Raw genomic sequence first — 19,893 nt, forward strand, 5'->3', positions numbered from 1 at the left:
TGCGAGGGTGTCGGGGACGGCCGAAGCCGCCCCCGGGTTCCGATCGATTACTTCTTGACCGTAGTCGTGGTCGTGGTGGTCGCGCCTGCCGGTGCCGTACGAGCAGCCTTGGCGGCCTGCTGCGTCGACGTAGCGGTCAGGGCAGCCGGCTTCACCGTGCCGTTCGAGTTGATGTAGGCAAGCAGGTCGGTCGTGAAGGCGCCGAGCATTTCAGCGATGCGCTTGTTACGACCCTGGAGCCAGTTGTAGGCGAACACGGCCGGAACCGCGACCAGAAGACCGATGGCGGTCATGATCAGTGCTTCACCAACCGGGCCTGCGACCTTGTCGATCGAAGCCGAACCGGCGATGCCGATGTTGATCAGGGCGCGGTAGATACCGATAACCGTACCGAGCAGTCCGACGAACGGTGCGGTTGCACCGACCGTTGCGAGGAACGGCAGGCCACCAGCAAGCTTGGAGTTGATGGTGTCTTCCGAACGCGCGAGCGAGCCGTGCATCCAGTCGTGGGCTTCGAGCTTGTCGGTCATCTTGGCGTGCTGATCTTCTGCGAGGATCGCATCGTCGACGAGCTGGCGCCATGCGCTGTTCTTGTCGAGCTTGGTAGCGCCGTCACGAAGGCTGTTGGCCTTCCAGAAGTTGGTACGCACGGCCTTGTACTGGCTCATCACCTTGCGCTGTTCGAGCAGCTTGGTGAAGAGAATGTAGAACGAGCCGACCGACATGATCACCAGAACGGCGAGGATCGACCAGGCAATGATGCCGCCCTGTTCCATGGCTTCCATGAAGCCAAAGGAGTTCTGCGGCGCTGCTTCACCCGCAGCAGCAAGAAGTTCGAAGGTCATAACGAATAATCCTTTTGAAAATTCCGATATCCGCCCGCCGCAGCAGGCGCGGGATAATTAATTCAGCTGATAGACGATGGTGGTCGATACCGTGTCCTGCACGGGATCGCCTGCCGCATTGGTGGCGGGGTTGTAACGAGCATAACGCGTCATCCCGTCACACGCTGCCGCATCGAGATCACTCGATCCGCTCGAACGCGAAACACTGCAGGATGATACGCGGCCATCAGGGCTGATGGTCACTGTTACGCCCACAGAGCCTTCGGTGCCTTCACGTTCGGCACGACGAGGGTAGTTGCTCTGAATGCGGCGCGCCCAACCAGACTGACCCCGTGGGGTAGCACCGGAAGTCCGGTCAACGGCCGGCGGTGGCGGCGGTGCCGGGGGTGCCGGCGGCGGAATGACGAGCCGCGGGGGTGCCGGCGGCGGAATCGTCTGTTGCGTCCGGATCGGAGGCGGAGCCGGCGCGATATTGATCGGCGGCGGCGGTGCGACCGGCGGCGGCGGCGTATCCGGAATATCTTCCGGCGGCGGCGGCGGCGGTTCTTCTTCGGGCGGCGGGGGTTCCTCGATATCGATCGTAGTCACACGCTCGACCACCTGCTGGACCGCATTATATGCGAGGCCGGTGATGAGGGCGTAACCGAGAGCGATATGGATGAGGGCAACAATGATGATCGCGACGACGCGATTGCCGCTCATCTGTTGGTCAGCATAAGCCATTCGGTTGCATCACTCCATCGGCGCCCCGGTAACCCGGGGCAGATTGACACCCATTGCGACCCGCCTGAATGGCAAGAAATGGGTGCCGTTAAGGCGTTTGCGCCACCTGGGCACGAAATGCCAAGCGGCAAAGACGCACCGAAGTTCCCGATAAGAACCCGGACGCCTCCCCCCAAGCAACAATGTATCATTTACTCGGGTCCGGGGCGATCCTTACCCAAGGAGCCCCCCCTCCGCAAACGCTTTATCGGTTAACCGCGGATTCAGTGCTTCCCGGGAAGGAACCCTGAATGGCCCCGGTGGTTTTCCGAATCGCGAGCACCGACGCATCAAAAGAAAGATTCTTGCCCATGTCGAATTCCCGAGTGCCTTCACGCCTGCTCCTCGCCTGTGCGGCGCTGGCGATGGTGCCATCCGCAGCGGGTGCTCAGCAGGCGGCGGGGACAGCGCCTGCGCTGACCTATGCCGATCTGGTCGATCTGGCCGACACGGCTCCTCTGGTGGTGCGTGCGGAGATCCGCAATCAGGCTACTGTCGAGCGGGAACGCTCCCCGGGTCTCGCCCCGGGTTTCGTAAGGCTTTACGTCGAGGCGCGCACGTCTGCGCTGATCGCGGGCACGACTCCGGTAGGCGAGTCCCTGCGCTATCTCGTCGACGTGCCCATGACGGCTAAAGGCAAGGCGCCCAAGCTGAAGAAGCAGGATGTCATTCTGTTCGCGCGGCCCGTGCCGGGACATGCCGATCAGATCCAGCTGATCGATCCGCAGGCCCAGTTCCCTTACAGCGAGGCGTTCGAGACCCGGCTACGGCCGGTGCTCTCGTCCCTGCTGTCGCAGGATGCGCCGCCGAAAGTAACGGGGATCCGCGACGCGCTGGCGGTGCAGGGCACGCTGGTGGGGGAATCGGAAACGCAGCTGTTCCTCGATACGGAGAACGACGGTCCGGTATCGGTGACGATCGTGCGCCGCCCGGGTCAGGAGCCGCGCTGGGGCGTGTCGTGGACCGAGATCGTCGATCAGTCCGCCACCGCCCCGCAGCGCAATACGCTGGAATGGTACCAGCTGGCCTGCGCACTGCCGGAGACCCTGCCGACCAATGCCAATCTGTCGCAGGACCCGCGGTCGCGGGAAATTGCGGCGGCGGACTATGCGCTGGTGCGCCAGGCGCTCGGGAAATGCGAGCGGACCCGCGGCTGAACAGGCCCGGCTTCACCCTTTCCAAGACAAACTGGTTCCAACTGACAGGCATGCTGCGCTAGGCGAGCGGGCATGTCTGATCCTTTACGCATAGCCCTCGCCGGGCTCGGCACTGTCGGCACCGGCGTGATCGAGCTGCTCGAAACCAACCGTTCGACGATCGAACGCCGCGCGGGGCGGGCGCTTCAGATCGTTGCGGTCAATGCCCGCGACCGCATGCGCGACCGCGGCGTGGACCTGTCGCCTTTCGCCTGGGTCGACGACATGCAGGCGATGGCCGCCCGGGCGGATGTGGATGTCGTGCTCGAACTGGTCGGTGGCTCGGACGGACCCGCGCTGACGCTGGCGCGGGCGGCGCTGGACGAGGGCAAGGCTTTCGTGACGGCGAACAAGGCGATGATCGCGCATCACGGCCTGTCGCTGGCGGAACAGGCCGCCCTGCGCGGCGTGCCGCTGAAATTCGAGGCCGCGGTTGCCGGCGGCATACCGGTGGTGAAGGGCCTGCGCGAAGGAGCGGCGGCCAACCGTATCGAGCGGATCTACGGTATTCTCAACGGCACCTGTAATTACATCCTGTCGGAAATGGAGCGGACGGGCGCCGACTTCGACGCCATGCTGGCGGAAGCGCAGGCGAAGGGTTTTGCCGAGGCCGACCCCACATTCGACATCGAGGGTGTCGATGCCGCGCACAAGCTGGCCATCCTGTCGGCCATCGGCTTTGGCGCGCGGGTCGATTTCGCCAATGTCGATGCGACCGGTATCGGCGAAGTGCGTGCGGCGGACATCACGCAGGCTGGGACGCTGGGCTATGTCGTCCGGCTGGTCGGCATCGCTTCCATCGACGAAAGCGACGGCACGCCGGCCTTGCTGCAACGGGTTCGCCCGTGCCTGGTGGCCCGCGGCCATCCGCTTGCCGCCGTGACGGGCCCGACCAATGCCGTGGTGGCGGAAGGTAATTTCTCGGGCCGCCTGCTGTTTCAGGGCGCCGGTGCCGGGGCCGGGCCGACCGCCAGCGCGGTCGTCGCCGATCTGATCGACATTGCGCGGGGAGATCTGGGCGCGCCGTTTTCCGTTCCGGTGGAGGAACTGGAGACATTCCCGCCCGCCGATCCGGGCAAGCGCATCGGGCGCGACTATATCCGCTTTACCGTCACCGACCGGCCCGGCGTGCTGGCCGAGATTACCGCGGCGATGCGTGATGCGGAAGTTTCGATCGAGAGCCTGATCCAGCGCGGGCGTGACCACGAAGGCGGCGAAGTGCTGGTGGCGATGGTCACGCACGAAGGACCGGAGCGTTGCGTCACCAAGGCGCTCGAACTGCTGGAGGGATCGCCTAGTCTGACGGCTCCGCCTCTGGTGATGCCGATTCTGAAGGACTGACATTGCTGTCCGGCACGGGGGGTAGGCCGAGCTGCTTTGCCCGCGCGGCGCTTTCCGCCTCGGTGGTTGCGGCACCGCGGCCCAGGGGTGGCAAGCCGCGCGAAATCCGGTCTGCATCCGATCCCGGCGGGGCTTCGGGCAGCGTCGAGAAGTCGATGAGATAGGCAGGCGGGGGCGGACAGGGGTTGAGGCCGATGCCGCAGACACCACCAATCGTCGCGGGCCCCTGGAAGATGCCTGGCCCATCGACATTGGGAGTACGCAGGTCACCCTTGTTCATGGTCTTGGCAGCATATTCGCGTTCGGCCCGTTCCTTGTCGTAGCCGTATTCGCCGCCATCCGAGCGCCTGCGGCACACGATGATCTCGCCCGAGATCGACGCGGCCTCCTCCTCGGCACTGCAATCTTCGGAGGGAGGAAGGTAATCTTCGGGAGGGACGAGAATGTCGATCGTCTCTCCGGATTCGTCCTGCGCGGCAAGCGGGGCGGGCAGTAAAAGGCCCAGCACGATGAACGGCCCGACGCGCCAGTGTCTCGACAATGCAAAGCTCCCTGTCTATCCGGCCGCGCATACGAATTCTTGCCAGCGGGTGGATCGCCCATCCATAGCCCTACCAGCTTTCCGAGGACTGAACCCATTATGAACTCGCCTGCCGACAACCCGCTCGATCGCGTCCTCGTCCTCGAAATGGTCCGCGTGACCGAAGCTGCGGCGGTGGCCGCCTCGAGGCTTATCGGCCGCGGCGACGAGAAGGCTGCCGATGCCGCCGCCGTGGAAGCGATGCGCAAGGCCTTCGACACGCTTTACATGGACGGCACCGTCGTCATCGGCGAAGGCGAACGCGACGAGGCGCCCATGCTCTTCATCGGCGAAAAGGTCGGCGGGGCGCAGGGCAAGGGTCCCAAGATCGATATCGCGCTCGACCCGCTGGAAGGCACGACGATTACCGCCAAGGCCGGTCCCAACGCGCTGGCGGTGCTGGCAGCGGCGGAGGAAGGGTGCCTGCTCAATGCGCCCGACGTCTACATGGACAAGCTGGCCGTTGGTCCCGGCTATCCAGAGGGGATCATCGACCTGGCAAAATCGCCGACCGAAAACGTGAAGGCCGTTGCTGCAGCCAAGGGTGTCGAGCCCGGCGACATCATCGTTTGCGTGCTCGATCGTCCGCGCCATTCCGATCTCATCGCGGAACTGCGCGACCTCGGCTGCGGCGTGGTGCTGATCGGCGATGGCGATGTCGCCGGTGTGATCGCGGTTACGGACGAAGATACGACCATCGACATGTACATGGGCCAGGGCGGTGCGCCGGAAGGTGTCCTGGCCGCTGCGGCCCTGCGCTGCGTGGGTGGCCAGTTCAACGGTCGCCTCGTTTTCCGCAACGATGACGAGAAGGCACGCGCCGCCAAGTGGGGGATCGACGATCTCGACCGGATCTACACCCGTGACGAGCTGGTGAAGGGCGATTGCATCTTTGCCGCTACGGGCGTCACCTCCGGTTCGCTGCTGGAAGGCGTGAAATATCTGCGTGACGGCCGCATGACGACCGAAAGCGTCGTGATGCGGGCCAGTTCCGGCACGGTGCGCTGGATCAAGGGCGAGCACCGGGCAAAATAAGCTGCGCCGGGCGGGGAAATGCCCGTCTGACATGTTGCATATCCATGACGCTCGGCTAGGCGGGGCGCTCAGCCAGCTTTCCCAAGGATTCGCCGCATGAAGATCATGGCCGCCAATTCGAACCTGCCGCTCGCGCGTGCGATCGCAGCCTATCTCGAAATGCCGCTTGTCGATGCGCAGGTGCGCCGCTTCGCCGACGAGGAAATCTTCGTCGAAATCCACGAGAACGTACGCGGGGAAGACGTGTTCGTCGTCCAGTCGACGAGCTATCCGGCGAACGACAACCTTATGGAACTGCTGATCTGCATCGATGCGCTCAAGCGGGCATCGGCGCGGCGTATCACGGCGGTCGTACCCTATTTCGGCTACGCCCGGCAGGACCGTAAACCGGGGCCACGAACCCCGATTTCAGCCAAGCTGGTTGCGAACCTGATCACCGAGGCAGGCGCCGACCGCGTTCTTGCAGTCGATTTGCACGCTGGCCAGATCCAGGGTTTCTTCGACATCCCGACCGACAATCTGTTCGCCGCGCCCGTCATGGCCGCGGACATTCAGGCGCGGTATGGCGATCAGGACCTGATGGTCGTGTCGCCCGACGTGGGCGGTGTGGTGCGCGCCCGAGCGCTGGCCAAGCGGCTCGACAACGCGCCGCTGGCCATCGTCGACAAGCGCCGTGACCGTCCGGGCGAGAGCGAGGTGATGAACATCATCGGCGACGTGTCGGGCCGCCACTGTATCCTTATTGACGACATCATCGATTCGGGCGGGACACTCTGCAACGCCGCGCAGGCTCTGCTCGATCAGGGCGCTAAGAGCGTGACTGCCTACATCACTCATGGGGTGCTGTCCGGCGGTGCAGTTGCCCGCGTCGACGGGTCGGCGCTGGAAGAACTGGTCATTACCGATTCGATCCGTCCAACGGATGATGCCAAGGATTCGCAGCGCATCCGCATCCTGACCATCGCCCCGCTGATCGGCGAGGCCGTTCGCCGCATCGCAGACGAAAGTTCGGTCAGCTCTCTGTTCGATTGACACTTCGCGGTTCGGCATTCGGATCGCGCCAGGGCCGGGGATTTTCGCTGGTACCTCCAGCCAGAATTTCGACCCTGCGCGACTGGCGGATTTCCATGGTAATCCGCAGCAGCGGATGACTTCCCTTCTGGAGGCGCCCGGGCGTGGTATCCAGCAGGCTGCGCAATTCTCGCGTCACATGGGACTGGTCGAAATAGCGCAGGCGCATTTCCGGCTCGTCCTCTTCAAGCGCAACTTCGAGCAGCGCCGCCGCCATGTCGAGCGCCCGCGCCCGGCGCATGGCGAAATGCGGGGTGACCCCCCAGCTCTTGCGGATGACGCGTTCGAGCGTCCGTCTCGCGATACCCCTGTCATGCGCAAATTCGGCGATCGATGCGCCCGGATCGGTCAGGCACAGCCGTTCGAATTCCGCGAGAAGATCGTGGGGTCGTTTCGGGGAAGTCGCTGAGAAGGACGTCAACAACTGCGTTTCGGCTGCCTCCAGCCATGCCTTGGCATCGTCGCGGGGTATGTAGGCTTCGTGCGGGCGGGCGGCACGATCGAAGGGGTCGAAGGGAAGGATGCGGTCGATCGTCTCTTCGACGGAAGGCAGGTCGAGCCCGAGCGTGCCACCGGGTGCGAAATTGACGGTGACCACCTTGAAGGACCCATGCGCGGTAAGCCGCATCATCTTGGTGCAGGGTCCGAAATAGAGTGCCAGGCCCCGTTCGCCCGGACTGAATGTCTGCAAGCCTTCGGCTGTGTGCGCAGACCACTGGGAGCCGAAGATCATTCTCAGGATCGGCTGTTCGCCGAACGTGCCGCATTCGATCGTCTTTCCCTCCGGCAGGTTTACCGAAGTGACGCCCAATCGGGTGATCCAAGGCTTGAGTGTATCGCAAGGCGCGCGATTATAGGCGAGCGGCATCCCGCCGGGGGTCGAGCCGGTCGTGGAAGTCATTCCCTGCCATGTCTGGTCGCCCCGATCCTTGCCGGATCGTTGTGGTTTTTCTTCTGACAATGCGGATCATTTCCCCCTTCGATGCGACCCGAAGGGCATGACATTGTCACTATGTGTCGTCTTGACCGGGCCGAGCATTGAGCCAAATGGGTTCAAATGCAAAGAAATTCCGATCTCGCGCTCGCCAATCGTCTCGCCGATGCCGCAGGGGAAGCCATCCGGCCCCTCTTTCGCGGCGAATGGTCGCAGGAGCGTAAACCAGACCAGAGCTTCGTGACCGAAGCCGACCGTGCAGCCGAAGCGGCGATGCGATCAATCCTCGAAAGCGAGCGTTCAGACGATGGGATCATCGGCGAGGAATATGGCACACGCAACGAAGGTGCCGCACGGCAGTGGGTTCTCGATCCGATCGATGGAACGACCAGCTTCATCGCCGGGCGCCCGATCTTCGGCACGCTGATCGCCCTAGTGCAGGATGGCTGGCCGGTGCTGGGCGTGATCGATCAACCTATCGCGCGGGAACGCTGGGTCGGGCAGATCGGCGAAGGGACGACCTTCAACGGGAAGCCCGCGCGCGCCGCGCCATGCAAGGACCTTTCCGACGCAGTGCTGGGGACCACCAGCCCGCATCAGTTTTCTGGCGACGACGTCGATGCATTCATGGGCGTCGCCAAGGCGGTGGCCGAACGGAAGATTATATATGGCGGCGATTGCTACAATTACGGATTGGTCGCGAGCGGCCATGTCGACGTGGTCATCGAAGCCGGGCTCAAGCTGTATGATTTCGCGGCGCTCGTCCCCGTGGTCGAAGGCGCCGGTGGGGTGATGAGCGACTGGCAGGGCAACCCGCTTGACGCGGGAAGCGACGGCCGCGTGATCGCCCTCGGCGATGCGGCCCGGCTTGACGATGTGCTGGAAGCGATGGGCGGTTCTTCGGCGCACGGTCACAGGCACTGATCGACCCCGTTCTCGTTTGCGTTGCATGCGAACGATACTGATAACCGGCGCAGGCAATGGCATTGGCCGCGCCATCGCCATGCATTTTCACGGCCTCGACTGGCGCGTCATCGGGCTGGACCGGGACGCGGAGGCGCTGGCGGAACTGCGCGATGCGCTGCCGCGCGAAACGGCGTTGTTCCTGACAGCCGACGTCGGCAGGGAAGGCGCCGTCGCGGGCGCTTTCGAGCGCGTGGAAGACTGGTTGGACGGCGATCCGCTAGACTGCGTAGTGAACAATTCCGGCATTGCCGATCCCTATGCAGGGCCGCTGGAACAGCTGGCGCTGAAGGACTGGCAGGCGTGGGTAGATGCCAGCCTGACGGCCGCGTTTCTCGTGACCCGATCGGCCCTCCCGCTTCTGCGCCGCGCGCAAACCGCCAGCATTGTGAACATGTCCTCTACCCGTGCGGTGATGAGCGAACCGGACACCTTTGCCTATGCTGCGGCAAAGGGCGGTCTCGATGCACTGACCCATTCGCTTGCCGTGTCCCTGGGCCCCAAGATCCGCGTCAATGCGATACGTCCGGGGTGGATCGAAACGGGGCCGTGGCAGAAAACGGGCCAGCGCAGCAATCCGGATCACCGTGCAAAAGATCGCGATCAGCATCCCGCTGGGCGGATCGGACGTCCCGAAGACATTGCCCAGGCGGTCGCCTATCTGCATGAGGCCGGCTTCGTGACGGGGCAGCATCTCAACATCGACGGTGGTATGACGGTCAAGATGATCTACGAGCACTGACATGAATGTGGAGGGTTCACTGGAGGGGCGCATAGCGCTTGTCACCGGGGCTGCGCGCGGGCTGGGGTTTGCGATCGCGCAACGCCTGGTGCGTGCCGGGGCGAGCGTCTGGCTGAATGGTCGTGACAGGGCTGCGCTTGGCGACGCGGCCGACCGGATCGGCGGCGATGCGCGCGTGCTGGCATTCGACATCGGCGATGACGATGCGACCGCAGCGGCCTTCGAAACACTGGCCGAAGACGGGCTCGACATCCTCGTAAACAATGTCGGCCAGCGTGATCGGCGTTCGCTTGCGCAGCTGCGGCGAGAGGACATGGCGGCCATGCTGGCGACCAACCTTGTCGCTCCCTTCGATCTCGCGCGGCGGGCTGTCCCGTTGATGGAAGCGCGCGGCTATGGGCGTATTGTCAACATAACCTCCATCGCTGCCGAAATAGCCCGCGGCGATATTCTCTACACGGCCAGCAAGGGCGGGCTTGCCGCCCTGACGAGAGCCTTCGCGGCAGAGCTTGGCGGCACCGGCATTACCGTCAACGCAGTGGCGCCGGGCTATTTCGCGACCGAGGCGAACGAGGAAATGTCCACCGATCCGGGCATTGCGCAGCATCTGGAGCGGCGGACATCGCTGGGCCGGTGGGGCGATCCGGATGAGATCGGCGGGGCAGTGGCGTTCCTCGCCTCCCCCGAAGCGAGTTACATCACCGGGCACACATTGGCGGTCGACGGGGGCTACCTGACCCACTTCTGACTTGCTTTTGCCCGCAGAATCGCTAGACGCGCGCCCTTCACCGACACGTGATTCACCGCCGGTCTGGCCGTAAGGGCTGCCAGGGCTGGCGCGACGTGTCTCTGTAAAGGAGATGAAAATGCCCAAGCTGAAGACCAAAAGCGGTGTGAAAAAGCGCTTCAAAATCACCGCAACCGGCAAGGTCAAGCATGGTGTCGCCGGCAAGCGCCACCGCCTGATCAGCCACAATGCGAAGTATATTCGCCAGAACCGCGGCACCACCGTCCTGTCGGAAGCCGACAGCCGTACGGTGAAAAAGTGGGCCCCCTACGGCCTCGACTGAGCGCGATTTAAGGAGAATACGAAATGCCTCGCATTAAACGCGGCGTCACCACGCGCCAGAAGCACAAGCGGATCCTCGATCAGGCGAAGGGCTATCGCGGCCGTCGCAAGAACACCATCCGCATCGCCCGTCAGGCGGTCGAAAAGGCCGGCCAGTACGCTTACCGCGACCGCAAGATCAAGAAGCGGAATTTCCGCGCTCTGTGGATCCAGCGTATCAACGCGGCAGTTCGCGCCGAAGGCCTGACCTATTCGCAGTTCATGCACGGTACCAAGCTGGCCGGCATCGAGCTGGATCGCAAGGTAATGGCAGACCTCGCCATGAACGAAGGCGCGGCCTTCAAGGCGATCATCGAGCAGGCCAAGAAGGCGCTTCCCGCCTAAGGTCCTTGCCTCAAACGACTTTTCGAAAGGGCGCTCCGCAAGGGGCGCCCTTTTTCGTGTGCGCCTTGTCGCTCGCCTACAACCGGCTATACTTCTGGTGTGGAGGGGAGGGGGAGATTGACTGCACATAAAGCTATCGACGTGCGCTTTTTTGCGCCGCCTGCCGACCTCGCTCCGTGTTTCACCAGCTTCTATCGCGTGGAGGTCGATTTACCCGAAGGCGAGATCCTGGAAGATTGGCTGCAGCCGGAATGGGCCAATTTGCGCTTCTTTGCCGGTAATGCCCCGGCGGCCGATTTTACCGACGGTTCGCGGGTGGAAGGCATGCGCTTTCAGGCAACCGGCCCGAGTTCGTGCCCGACGCACTTTACCATCGGTCGTACCCGCATGTGGGGCATCGGACTGTTTCCCCTGGGCTGGGCGCGCTTTGTCGGGCTCGACGCATGCGAACATGCCAATACCGTCGTCGATGGCGAACACAGCTCGGCCTTCGCCCCGTTCGTTCCCTTATGCGAAAAGCTGTGTACGCCGGATCATTCGGACGAAGAGCAGTTCGAATGGCTGACCGACTTTTTTCGCAATCTGGCCGATCCACCGCGGGACTGCGCCCGTATTCAGCGCATACACGAAGCCATGGTGGATCCGTATATCGTTCAGGTCGAAGAGCTGGCCCAGAAATGCGGACTTTCGAAGCGGACGCTGGAGAGGATCTGCCTGCGGCATTTCGGCTTTTCGCCGCGCCTGCTGCTACGGCGGCAAAGACTGATGCGCAGCCTCGCCGCCTTCATGCTGGAGCCGCGGGCGAACTGGTCGCGGGTGATCGACCGCCATTATCACGACCAGTCGCATTTCGTGCACGAGTTTCATGCTTTCATGCAGTGCGCGCCGAGCGAATATGCCGCAAAGCCGCACCCTGTGCTGAGTGCCTTCATGGCGGAACGAAAGAAGGTCTGGGGGTCGCCGGTGCAGACGCTCGACAAGCCCGGATAGCTTTGGCTGCGGGTCTGGAATTGCCAAGGGGACAACTAGAATGTGTGCGGGGGCGCAAGTGATACGGGCTATTGGCCGGGTGGAATGGCGATGAGTAAAGGAGGCGCGCTCGATGCGATTTCCTTGCGGTTCTTCCTGCCACCACCAGGGCTGAGCCCCTATGTCACCACGCTGTATCATCTGGAGGTATCCGGATGCGGGAAGGAACCTGTCGAAGACTGGTTGCATCCCGAATGGGCCAATCTGCGCATCATTCCTGATCGCAACATCGAAGCGGCACTTGGCGGCGGTCCGCTTGAGCGAATGCCGCGGGCCCTGCTGACCGGACCGACGAGTGTCACCACGCGGTTCCGCGCCGCCAATGGCAGGTCATGGGGAATCGGCCTGATGCCGCTCGGCTGGGCGCGGCTGACATCTGCCCCTGCAAGCGACTATGCCGACCGCCATGCCGATGTCGACACCGACCCGGCTCTGTCCCGGCTGCGGGCCCTGTGCGATTGTATCCCGGAGCAAGACCGCGATCTCGTGGCGGAGCGGGACGCCCTCCTGCGTCACCTCGCGGGAATTTTCGCGGAGCCGGCGGCGCATGAGGCGAAAATACTGCGCTGCGAGCAGGCTCTGGTCGATCCGCACATGCATAACGTGGCAGAGCTTGCGGGGGCGCTGGGTATGGGAATGCGCACGATGGAACGGTTCTGCGGCCGCGTGTTCGGTTTCAGTCCGCAGCTGCTGCTGCGCCGTCAACGCTTCATCCGCAGTCTGGCGAAATTCATGCTCGACCCTTCGCTCAAATGGATCGACACGCTCGACACGCATTATCACGATCAGGCGCATTTCGTGCGCGATTTCAAGCGCTTCATGACCATGTCGCCGAGCGAATACGCCCGGTTGCCGCACCCGATCCTGGCCGCGGCGGCGCATGCGCGTATGGCGGTCGCGGGCGAAGCGATGCAGGTGCTGCACAGCCCCGCGGCACAGGTGAAGGCGAACCGCCCGAAGGCGTGATGCGGGAACGTGCCGCCGGTCGGCGGGAAACGGGGCTTTAGCATTTGTGCACATGCGGCTAGGGGCTGCGCAGAGACAATTCCTACAGTTCCAAGCGGATCCGATGACCGACCTCGACCAACTCAAGACCGATGCGCTGACGCGGATCGAAAACGCTCCCGATGCAGCAGCGCTCGAAGCACTGCGGATCGAATTCCTCGGCAAGCAGGGGTCGATTTCGGGCCTGATGAAGACGCTGGGCGGGATGTCGCCGGAAGAGCGGCAGGTGCAGGGGCCGCTGCTCAACGGACTGCGCACGGAGGCTGCCGATGCGATCGCGGCGCGCAAGGAAGTGCTTGAAAATGCAGAGCTTGAAGCGCGGCTTGCGGGCGAGGGCATCGACCTGACGCTGCCGGCGCCGGAAGCGCCCAGGGGTTCGGTCCACCCGGTCAGCCAGGTGATGGACGAACTGGCGGAAATCTTTGCAGACCTTGGATTTTCCGTCGCGACAGGGCCGGAAGTCGAGGACGACTGGCACAATTTCACTGCGCTCAACATGGCCGAAACGCACCCCGCGCGGGCCATGCACGACACGTTCTACTTCCCGCAAAAGCATGTCGATCATACGTTTGATAATGCGCCGAACACACGCATGCTGCTGCGAACACATACATCTCCGGTGCAGATCAGATCGTTGGTCGAGCGCGGCGCGCCGATCCGCATCATCGCGCCGGGCCGCGTCTATCGCAGCGACAGCGATGCGACCCACACGCCGATGTTTCACCAGGTCGAAGGTCTGGTGATCGAAAAGGGCATCCACCTGGGCCATCTGAAATGGACGCTGGAGACCTTCCTCAAGGCGTTCTTCGAGCGCGACGATATCGTCCTGCGCCTGCGCCCCAGCTATTTCCCCTTCACCGAACCATCGGTCGAGGTCGATGTGGGCTGGGAAGACGTGAACGGCCGCAAGGTTCTGGGCGGCGACGGCGATGCGCCGGGCCATGGCTGGATGGAATTGCTCGGCAGCGGCATGGTCAATCGCCGCGTGATCGAATCTGCGGGGCTCGACCCCGACGAATGGCAGGGTTTCGCATGGGGGCTCGGCGTCGACCGGCTCGCCATGCTCAAATACGGGATGGACGATTTGCGCGCCTTCTTCGACGGCGACCAGCGATGGCTTGATCATTACGGCTTTTCGGCCTTCGACCAGCCGACCCTTTCCGCAGGCGTGGGAGCGAAGGCATGAAGTTCTCGCTCGAATGGCTGAAGGATTACCTCGAGACCGACGCTTCGGTCGCCGACATTGCGTCCGCGCTCAACCGGATCGGCCACGAGGTCGAAGGTATCGAGGACCCGGCCGACAAGCTGGCCGGCTTCCGCGTCGCGCATGTGCTGACGGCGGGGCCGCACCCCGATGCCGACAAGCTGCAGGTGCTGAGCGTCGATACCGGCGAGGGTGACCCGCTGCAGGTCGTCTGCGGTGCGCCCAATGCGCGCGCGGGGATGAAAGGCGTGCTCGGCCTGCCGGGCGCGGTGGTCCCCGCGAACGGAATGGAACTGCGCAAGAGCGCGATCCGCGGCGTCGAATCGAATGGCATGATGTGTTCGGTTCGCGAACTGGAACTGGGCGACGAACACGACGGCATCATCGAACTGCCCGAGGATGCGCCGACGGGCACCAGCTTTGCCGAATATAGCAATGCATCGCCCGTGTTCGATGTGGCAATCACGCCGAACCGGCCAGACTGCATGGGCGTGATGGGTATCGCGCGCGATCTGGCTGCAGCGGGGCTCGGCACATTCAAGGCGCCCGAAGTGCCCGCGATAGAAGGCGACGGCGCATGCCCGACCGAAATCCGGATCGACGATCCCGAAGGCTGCCCCGCATTTTACGGGCGCGTCATCAGGGGCGTGACCAATGGCGCATCGCCCGACTGGATGCAGCGCCGCCTCAAGGCTGCGGGCCAGCGCCCGATCAGCGCGCTGGTGGACTGCACCAATTACCTGATGCTTTCGACCGGCCGTCCGGCCCATGTCTACGACCTTGCCAAGCTGAGCGGGGCCGTGACAGCGCGCCGCGCCAAGAACGGCGAGACGGTCGAGGCGCTGAACGAGAAGACCTATACGCTCGACGATACGATGACCGTGATCGCCGACGAAGCCGGGGTGCATGACATCGCCGGGATCATGGGCGGTGAACATTCGGGCGCGGGCGAGGATACCAGCGACGTGCTGCTGGAGATTGCCTATTTCGATCCCACGCGTATCGGCGTGACGGGGCGCAAGCTTGGTCTGGCATCCGATGCGCGCACGCGCTTCGAACGCGGAGTCGATCCGGCGTTCCTCGACGAGGGACTGGCGCTGCTGACCGACCTGATAGTGCAGACCTGCGGCGGTGTACCGACACAGGTAGTGCGCGCCGGCGAAGCGCCGAACCAGCCGAAGGTCGTTGCGTTCGATCCCGGCCTGACGGCACGGCTCGGCGGGGTGGATGTGCCGCAGGACGAGCAGCGCGCGATCCTGGAAGCGCTGGACTTCCAAGTGGCAGGCGACTGGCAGGTGACCTGCCCGCTGCGTCGCCACGATATCGAAGGCCCGGCCGATCTGGTCGAGGAAGTGGTTCGCATTTACGGGCTCGACAAGGTCGAGAGCGTCGCGCTGCCGCGCGTCGAGGGCGTGGCCCGGCCGACCGCCACGCCGCTGCAGCAGGTCGAGCGCAAGCTGCGCCGCGCCGCTGCCGCGCGCGGGCTGAACGAAGCGGTGACCTGGTCCTTCCTGCCGACTGCCGACGCGGAATATTTCGCGGACGGAGCGCAATTGTGGGTGCTGGACAACCCGATCAGCGAGGACATGAAAGCCATGCGCCCCTCGCTCATCCCCGGGCTGCTGTCTGCCGCCAAGCGTAATGCCGACCGCGGCGCTGCCGGTGCGCGCCTGTTCGAAATCGGGCGACGGTATTTTGTCGGGAAAGACGGCGCGAGCGACGAGAAGCCGACGCTTGGCGTGGTGCTGGCGGGCGAAAAGACCGCGCGCGGCTGGAGCACGGGCAAAGCCGTGCCGGTCGACGCCTATGACGCCAAGGCCGAAGCCATGGCGCTGCTCGAAGCGGCCGGCGCGCCGATCGACAATCTGATGGTGATGGGTGAAGCGGGCGACCAGTTCCATCCGGGCCAGTCCGCCACGCTGCGGCTGGGCCCCAAGAACGTGCTGGCCCGGTTCGGCGCGCTGCATCCGCGCACGCTGAAGGCATTCGACGCGGACGGTCCGGTGATGGCGGTCGAGATATTCCTCGACGCGCTGCCCGCGAAGAAAGGCGGCGGGAGTTTTGCGCGCGCTGCCTATGCACCGCCCGCCTTGCAGACGATCAGCCGCGACTTCGCCTTCCTCGTACCGGGCGAACTTGCCGCCGCCGATCTGGTCCGCGCGGTAAAGGGCGCGGACAAGCAGGCGATCGTTTCCGCGCGCGTGTTCGACGTGTTTGCCGGGCAGGGCGTGCCGGAAGGCAAAAAGTCGGTAGCGGTGGAAGTGCTGCTGAAACCCGGCGAGAAGAGCTTCACCGATGCGGAGATCAAGGCGATTTCCGACAAGATCGTGGCTGCTGCTGCGAAGCAGGGCGCGGAGCTGCGGGGGTGACACGCACGCGCAGCCCGATCCTTGCGCTTGGCCTGCTGCTTTCCACGGCCTGCACCGGCGCCGCGGCGCAAGAGGATGGCTGTGTCATGACGCAGGGCGACCGGACGTGGCTGAAAGGCGCGCTGGACAATTGGCAGGTGTCGGCGCGGCGCGATCTGGGCATCGATCCGGACCCGCTGCCCGACGTGGTGACGCTGGACGACCGCTGCCTTTACATCATGCCGGCGGGGCGGTTCGATCGCATGGTCGGCACCCCGCATGAGGGGCACCCCAGCCTGCCCGACGGGCGCGAGTTGCCGCTGGGGCCCGTATCCTTTGCGACCGGCAGTGCGACGGATTATTTCGTGATGAGCCTGCCCAGCGTATGGCGCGCCGCCAATGTGCAGAGCGGGCTTGGCGTGGAAGGGCTGATGGACGGGGTCCTGCTGCACGAGATCATGCATACGCGGCAGGGCGGACTGGCCGGACCGCTGCTTGACCGGCTGGGGCGGGCGAACGGCGTTTCGGAAGACGACCTCAACGACGACATGGTGCAGAACCGGTTCGGCGATGATGCAGCCTATCGCGCGGCCTATGAGCGCGAGCGCGATCTGCTGTTCGCCGCCGCTGCTGCGCCCAGCGATGCGGAAGCACGCCGTATCGGGCGCGAAGCGCTGGCGGCGATGCGCGACCGGCGTGCGCGCTTCTTCACCGGGAAGCGCCGGTTCTATCGCGCGTTCGACGATATTTTCCTGACGATGGAAGGCATGGGTCAATGGCTCGCCTATCGTCACTATATGAGTGCGCGCGGCGGATCGCTGGATGCGGAAACGGCGCTGCGGGAAGTCCGCCGCGACGGTAGCCAGTGGTCGCAGGATGAAGGACTGGCGCTGATGCTGCTGGTCGACCGGTTGCTGCCGAACTGGCAGACGCGCGCTTTCCGGGATCCGCAGTGGCGGGCCGAGGCGCTGCTGGCAGCCGCTACAGGAGTTCGAAGATGACACAGACACGTACCGCATTCGTAACCGGCGCCACCGCCGGAATCGGCGAAGCCACCGTCCGTACGCTGGTGGCGAACGGCTGGCGCTGTGTCGCGACCGGGCGGCGGCAGGAACGGCTCGATGCGCTGGTGGCGGATCTGGGCGAGGACAAGGTCCACCCGGCCTGTTTCGACGTGCGCGATGCCGCTGCGATGGACGCCGCGATCTCAGCGTTACCCGAGGACTTCGGCGGGATCGACCTGCTGGTCAACAATGCCGGGCTGGCGCAGGGCCTGTCGCCCGCGCAGGAATCCAATCTCGACGACTGGCAGACGATGATCGACACCAATGTGACGGCCATGGTGGTGCTGACCCGCAAGCTGCTGCCCGTGCTGATCGAGCGCAAGGGCGCGATCATCGCCATCGGTTCGGTTGCGGGCAGTTACATCTATCCGGGCGGCAACGTCTATGCCGGGTCGAAGGCCTTCGCGAACCATTTCACCCTGGCGCTGCGGGCCGATCTGCACGGCACCGGCGTGCGGGTGACCAGCATCGAGCCGGGCATGGTCGAAACCGAATTCACGCTGGTGCGCACCGGCAGCCAGGAAGCGAGCGACGATCTGTATCGCGGTGCCAATCCGATGACCGGGCAGGACATCGCCGATACGATCCTGTGGATCGCGCAATTGCCCCCGCATCTCAACATCAACCGCCTGGAACTGATGCCGGTGAACCAGGATTTCGCAGGGTTCCGGGTGGCCAGGGAGCCCTAGCGAGCGCGTCGGTCCCGCGAAGGCGGGAATCCCGTCGAGCGCCACGCTTGCCCGACCCTGGATCCCCGCCTGCGCGGAGATGACCACAGCAGAGACATGTCATGACTTCCAATCGCCGTACTTTCGCCATCATTTCCCACCCCGACGCGGGCAAGACCACGCTGACCGAGAAGCTGTTGCTGACCGGCGGCGCCATCCATCTTGCCGGCGAGGTCAAGGCGCGCGGGCAGGCGCGGCGGGCGCGGTCCGACTGGATGAAGATCGAACAGCAGCGCGGCATTTCGGTAACCAGTTCGGTCATGACGTTCGAGCGCGAGGGGATCACCTTCAACCTGCTCGACACGCCGGGGCACGAGGATTTTTCCGAAGACACCTATCGCACGCTGACGGCGGTCGATTCGGCGATCATGGTGATCGACGCGGCTAAGGGCATCGAACCGCAGACGCGCAAGCTGTTCGAAGTCTGCCGCCTGCGCAGCGTGCCGATCATCACTTTCGTCAACAAGGTCGACCGTGAAGGGCGGCCGGTGTTCGAACTGCTCGACGAGATCGCCGACATGCTGGCGCTGGACGTCAGCCCGCAGGCCTATCCGGTGGGCATGGGCGGCGAGTTCGAAGGCGTGCTCGATTTCGAGACCGGCTGCATCGCGCGGCCCGGGGGGCCGAGCAAGGAGTTCAGGGGCACGCGCGATTGCGACGCCGAAATCCCCGAACGCTTTGCCGAGAACATCGAACTGGCGCAGATCGGCTATCCCGAATTCGATCTGGAAGCCTATCGCAATGGCGATCTGACACCGGTCTATTTCGGATCGGCGCTGAAGAATTTCGGCGTGACCGAGCTGATCGAGGCAATCGCGAAATACGCCCCGCCGCCGCGTCCGCAGCCCGCGGGCGAAGAACAGATAAGCCCGGAGCGCGACGAGGTGACCGGCTTCATCTTCAAGGTGCAGGCCAATATGGACCCCAACCACCGCGACCGCATCGCCTTCATGAGGCAGGTATCGGGCACGTTCAAACGCGGCATGAAGCTGACGCCGTCGGGCCTCGGCAAGCCGGTGGCAATCCATTCGCCGATCCTGTTCTTCGCGCAGGACCGCGAGGTGGCCGACACGGCGGAGCCGGGCGACATCATCGGCATCCCGAACCACGGCACGCTGCGCGTGGGCGATACGCTGAGCGAGAAGAATGCGATCCGCTTTACCGGCCTGCCCAATTTCGCGCCGGAAATCCTGCGCCGTGTCGCGCTGGTCGATCCGACCAAGACCAAGCAGTTGCGCAAAGCGCTCGACGATCTTTCCGAAGAAGGCGTGATCCAGGTGTTCTATCCCGAGCTGGGCGGGCAGTGGATCGTCGGCGTGGTCGGCCAGTTGCAGCTCGACGTGCTGATCAGCCGGCTGTTGGCCGAATACAAGGTGGAAGCCAGGCTGGAAGCATCGCCCTTTGCCACTGCGCGCTGGATCAGGGGCGAGGACAAGGCGATGAACGACTTCGAGAAGTTCAACGTGTCCAACCTCGCCAAGGATCGCGACGGGGACCTCGTCTTCATGGCCAAGAGCCCGTGGGACGTGAACTATCAGCAGGAAAAGAACCCGGACCTTACCTTCTCCGCCACGAAGGAGCGTTGAGGTTGCA

20 protein-coding genes are annotated in these 19,893 nt (G+C 64.2%); 16 read left to right on the plus strand and 4 right to left on the minus strand.

The window, feature by feature from the left end:
* Nucleotides 1–47: 47 nt before the first annotated feature.
* Together AC13F2_RS08480 and AC13F2_RS08485 are read right to left on the minus strand one after the other, a co-directional pair.
* On the minus strand, nucleotides 48–845 hold the full coding sequence (locus tag AC13F2_RS08480) for a MotA/TolQ/ExbB proton channel family protein (RefSeq protein WP_103024621.1): 798 nt from the start codon (nucleotides 843–845) through the stop codon (nucleotides 48–50).
* A gap of 57 nt (nucleotides 846–902) precedes the next feature.
* A complete protein-coding gene (locus AC13F2_RS08485; protein WP_103024620.1) occupies nucleotides 903–1,568 on the minus strand; it encodes a TonB family protein in 666 nt (221 codons plus the stop codon).
* A 350-nt stretch (nucleotides 1,569–1,918) separates the two neighbouring features.
* On the opposite strand from AC13F2_RS08485, the gene AC13F2_RS08490 reads away from it, so the two are divergent.
* Both AC13F2_RS08490 and AC13F2_RS08495 read left to right on the plus strand, forming a co-directional pair.
* On the plus strand, nucleotides 1,919–2,764 hold the full coding sequence (locus AC13F2_RS08490) for a hypothetical protein (RefSeq protein ID WP_482965094.1): 846 nt from the start codon (nucleotides 1,919–1,921) through the stop codon (nucleotides 2,762–2,764).
* 72 nt (nucleotides 2,765–2,836) lie between these two features.
* Nucleotides 2,837–4,144, plus strand: coding sequence for a homoserine dehydrogenase (locus AC13F2_RS08495; protein ID WP_482965095.1), 1,308 nt, complete (start codon nucleotides 2,837–2,839; stop codon nucleotides 4,142–4,144).
* Here the strand turns inward: AC13F2_RS08495 and AC13F2_RS08500 are convergent.
* Nucleotides 4,098–4,685: a hypothetical protein gene (locus tag AC13F2_RS08500; protein ID WP_482965096.1), complete on the minus strand. Its 588-nt coding sequence runs from the start codon at nucleotides 4,683–4,685 to the stop codon at nucleotides 4,098–4,100. The genes AC13F2_RS08495 and AC13F2_RS08500 overlap by 47 nt on opposite strands.
* Before the next feature lie 99 nt (nucleotides 4,686–4,784).
* Between AC13F2_RS08500 and glpX the strand changes: the two genes are divergently transcribed.
* On the plus strand, nucleotides 4,785–5,759 hold the full coding sequence (gene glpX, locus AC13F2_RS08505; protein ID WP_103024617.1) for a class II fructose-bisphosphatase: 975 nt from the start codon (nucleotides 4,785–4,787) through the stop codon (nucleotides 5,757–5,759).
* 96 nt (nucleotides 5,760–5,855) lie between these two features.
* Nucleotides 5,856–6,791: a ribose-phosphate pyrophosphokinase gene (locus tag AC13F2_RS08510; protein WP_103024616.1), complete on the plus strand. Its 936-nt coding sequence runs from the start codon at nucleotides 5,856–5,858 to the stop codon at nucleotides 6,789–6,791.
* Here AC13F2_RS08510 and AC13F2_RS08515 read toward each other — a convergent pair.
* Nucleotides 6,772–7,731 (minus strand): helix-turn-helix domain-containing protein, encoded by a 960-nt coding sequence (locus tag AC13F2_RS08515; protein WP_482965097.1) that lies wholly within the window; start codon nucleotides 7,729–7,731, stop codon nucleotides 6,772–6,774. The genes AC13F2_RS08510 and AC13F2_RS08515 overlap by 20 nt on opposite strands.
* Before the next feature lie 156 nt (nucleotides 7,732–7,887).
* Here AC13F2_RS08515 and hisN point away from each other — a divergent pair, with 156 nt between their 5' ends.
* The 12 genes from hisN to AC13F2_RS08575 all read left to right on the plus strand — a co-directional run bounded on the left by hisN (nucleotide 7,888) and on the right by AC13F2_RS08575 (nucleotide 19,886).
* Entirely contained in the window at nucleotides 7,888–8,688 is an 801-nt protein-coding gene (hisN, locus tag AC13F2_RS08520; protein ID WP_482965098.1) for a histidinol-phosphatase, read from the plus strand.
* Nucleotides 8,689–8,713: 25 nt separating this feature from the next.
* The gene (locus AC13F2_RS08525; RefSeq protein ID WP_482965099.1) at nucleotides 8,714–9,469 is read left to right on the plus strand and encodes an SDR family NAD(P)-dependent oxidoreductase; all 756 of its coding nucleotides are present in this window, start codon (nucleotides 8,714–8,716) and stop codon (nucleotides 9,467–9,469) included.
* Nucleotide 9,470: 1 nt separating this feature from the next.
* Nucleotides 9,471–10,217 carry an SDR family oxidoreductase gene (locus AC13F2_RS08530; protein WP_482965100.1) on the plus strand — a complete coding sequence of 249 codons (747 nt, stop codon included), beginning with the start codon at nucleotides 9,471–9,473 and terminating at the stop codon, nucleotides 10,215–10,217.
* Nucleotides 10,218–10,335: 118 nt separating this feature from the next.
* Nucleotides 10,336–10,539 carry a 50S ribosomal protein L35 gene (gene rpmI, locus AC13F2_RS08535; protein WP_050601380.1) on the plus strand — a complete coding sequence of 68 codons (204 nt, stop codon included), beginning with the start codon at nucleotides 10,336–10,338 and terminating at the stop codon, nucleotides 10,537–10,539.
* Nucleotides 10,540–10,562: 23 nt separating this feature from the next.
* On the plus strand, nucleotides 10,563–10,922 hold the full coding sequence (rplT, locus tag AC13F2_RS08540) for a 50S ribosomal protein L20 (protein WP_103024611.1): 360 nt from the start codon (nucleotides 10,563–10,565) through the stop codon (nucleotides 10,920–10,922).
* A 117-nt stretch (nucleotides 10,923–11,039) separates the two neighbouring features.
* Nucleotides 11,040–11,912 (plus strand): helix-turn-helix domain-containing protein, encoded by an 873-nt coding sequence (locus AC13F2_RS08545; RefSeq protein ID WP_482965101.1) that lies wholly within the window; start codon nucleotides 11,040–11,042, stop codon nucleotides 11,910–11,912.
* Nucleotides 11,913–12,002: 90 nt separating this feature from the next.
* Complete coding sequence (locus AC13F2_RS08550; protein WP_482965102.1) at nucleotides 12,003–12,917, plus strand: helix-turn-helix domain-containing protein; 915 nt, start codon at nucleotides 12,003–12,005, stop codon at nucleotides 12,915–12,917.
* 103 nt (nucleotides 12,918–13,020) lie between these two features.
* Nucleotides 13,021–14,142 carry a phenylalanine--tRNA ligase subunit alpha gene (gene pheS / locus AC13F2_RS08555; protein ID WP_482965103.1) on the plus strand — a complete coding sequence of 374 codons (1,122 nt, stop codon included), beginning with the start codon at nucleotides 13,021–13,023 and terminating at the stop codon, nucleotides 14,140–14,142.
* Entirely contained in the window at nucleotides 14,139–16,529 is a 2,391-nt protein-coding gene (gene pheT, locus AC13F2_RS08560) for a phenylalanine--tRNA ligase subunit beta (RefSeq protein ID WP_482965104.1), read from the plus strand. Before pheS ends, pheT begins: the two co-directional genes overlap by 4 nt.
* Nucleotides 16,526–17,509: a hypothetical protein gene (locus AC13F2_RS08565; protein WP_482600995.1), complete on the plus strand. Its 984-nt coding sequence runs from the start codon at nucleotides 16,526–16,528 to the stop codon at nucleotides 17,507–17,509. Before pheT ends, AC13F2_RS08565 begins: the two co-directional genes overlap by 4 nt.
* Nucleotides 17,506–18,261: an SDR family NAD(P)-dependent oxidoreductase gene (locus AC13F2_RS08570; protein WP_482965105.1), complete on the plus strand. Its 756-nt coding sequence runs from the start codon at nucleotides 17,506–17,508 to the stop codon at nucleotides 18,259–18,261. The genes AC13F2_RS08565 and AC13F2_RS08570 overlap by 4 nt, the downstream gene beginning before the upstream one ends.
* Nucleotides 18,262–18,362: 101 nt before the next feature.
* Nucleotides 18,363–19,886, plus strand: a complete 1,524-nt coding sequence (locus AC13F2_RS08575) for a peptide chain release factor 3 (protein WP_482965106.1) — start codon at nucleotides 18,363–18,365, stop codon at nucleotides 19,884–19,886.
* Nucleotides 19,887–19,893 lie beyond the last annotated feature (7 nt).

The organism is Qipengyuania sp. L-5Y (assembly GCF_056859455.1).

Excerpts from the sequence above, each read along its gene's own strand:
- AC13F2_RS08480 (WP_103024621.1), bottom strand. The coding sequence starts at position 845 with ATGACCTTCGAACTTCTTGCTGCTGCGGGTGAAGCAGCGCCGCAGAAC.
- rpmI (WP_050601380.1), top strand. The coding sequence starts at position 10,336 with ATGCCCAAGCTGAAGACCAAAAGCGGTGTGAAAAAGCGCTTCAAAATC.
- pheT (WP_482965104.1), top strand. The coding sequence starts at position 14,139 with ATGAAGTTCTCGCTCGAATGGCTGAAGGATTACCTCGAGACCGACGCT.
- glpX (WP_103024617.1), top strand. The coding sequence starts at position 4,785 with ATGAACTCGCCTGCCGACAACCCGCTCGATCGCGTCCTCGTCCTCGAA.
- AC13F2_RS08575 (WP_482965106.1), top strand. The coding sequence starts at position 18,363 with ATGACTTCCAATCGCCGTACTTTCGCCATCATTTCCCACCCCGACGCG.
- AC13F2_RS08550 (WP_482965102.1), top strand. The coding sequence starts at position 12,003 with ATGAGTAAAGGAGGCGCGCTCGATGCGATTTCCTTGCGGTTCTTCCTG.
- AC13F2_RS08510 (WP_103024616.1), top strand. The coding sequence starts at position 5,856 with ATGAAGATCATGGCCGCCAATTCGAACCTGCCGCTCGCGCGTGCGATC.
- AC13F2_RS08490 (WP_482965094.1), top strand. The coding sequence starts at position 1,919 with ATGTCGAATTCCCGAGTGCCTTCACGCCTGCTCCTCGCCTGTGCGGCG.
- AC13F2_RS08570 (WP_482965105.1), top strand. The coding sequence starts at position 17,506 with ATGACACAGACACGTACCGCATTCGTAACCGGCGCCACCGCCGGAATC.
- AC13F2_RS08525 (WP_482965099.1), top strand. The coding sequence starts at position 8,714 with ATGCGAACGATACTGATAACCGGCGCAGGCAATGGCATTGGCCGCGCC.
- rplT (WP_103024611.1), top strand. The coding sequence starts at position 10,563 with ATGCCTCGCATTAAACGCGGCGTCACCACGCGCCAGAAGCACAAGCGG.
- AC13F2_RS08495 (WP_482965095.1), top strand. The coding sequence starts at position 2,837 with ATGTCTGATCCTTTACGCATAGCCCTCGCCGGGCTCGGCACTGTCGGC.
- hisN (WP_482965098.1), top strand. The coding sequence starts at position 7,888 with ATGCAAAGAAATTCCGATCTCGCGCTCGCCAATCGTCTCGCCGATGCC.
- AC13F2_RS08530 (WP_482965100.1), top strand. The coding sequence starts at position 9,471 with ATGAATGTGGAGGGTTCACTGGAGGGGCGCATAGCGCTTGTCACCGGG.
- pheS (WP_482965103.1), top strand. The coding sequence starts at position 13,021 with ATGACCGACCTCGACCAACTCAAGACCGATGCGCTGACGCGGATCGAA.
- AC13F2_RS08485 (WP_103024620.1), bottom strand. The coding sequence starts at position 1,568 with ATGGCTTATGCTGACCAACAGATGAGCGGCAATCGCGTCGTCGCGATC.
- AC13F2_RS08515 (WP_482965097.1), bottom strand. The coding sequence starts at position 7,731 with ATGACTTCCACGACCGGCTCGACCCCCGGCGGGATGCCGCTCGCCTAT.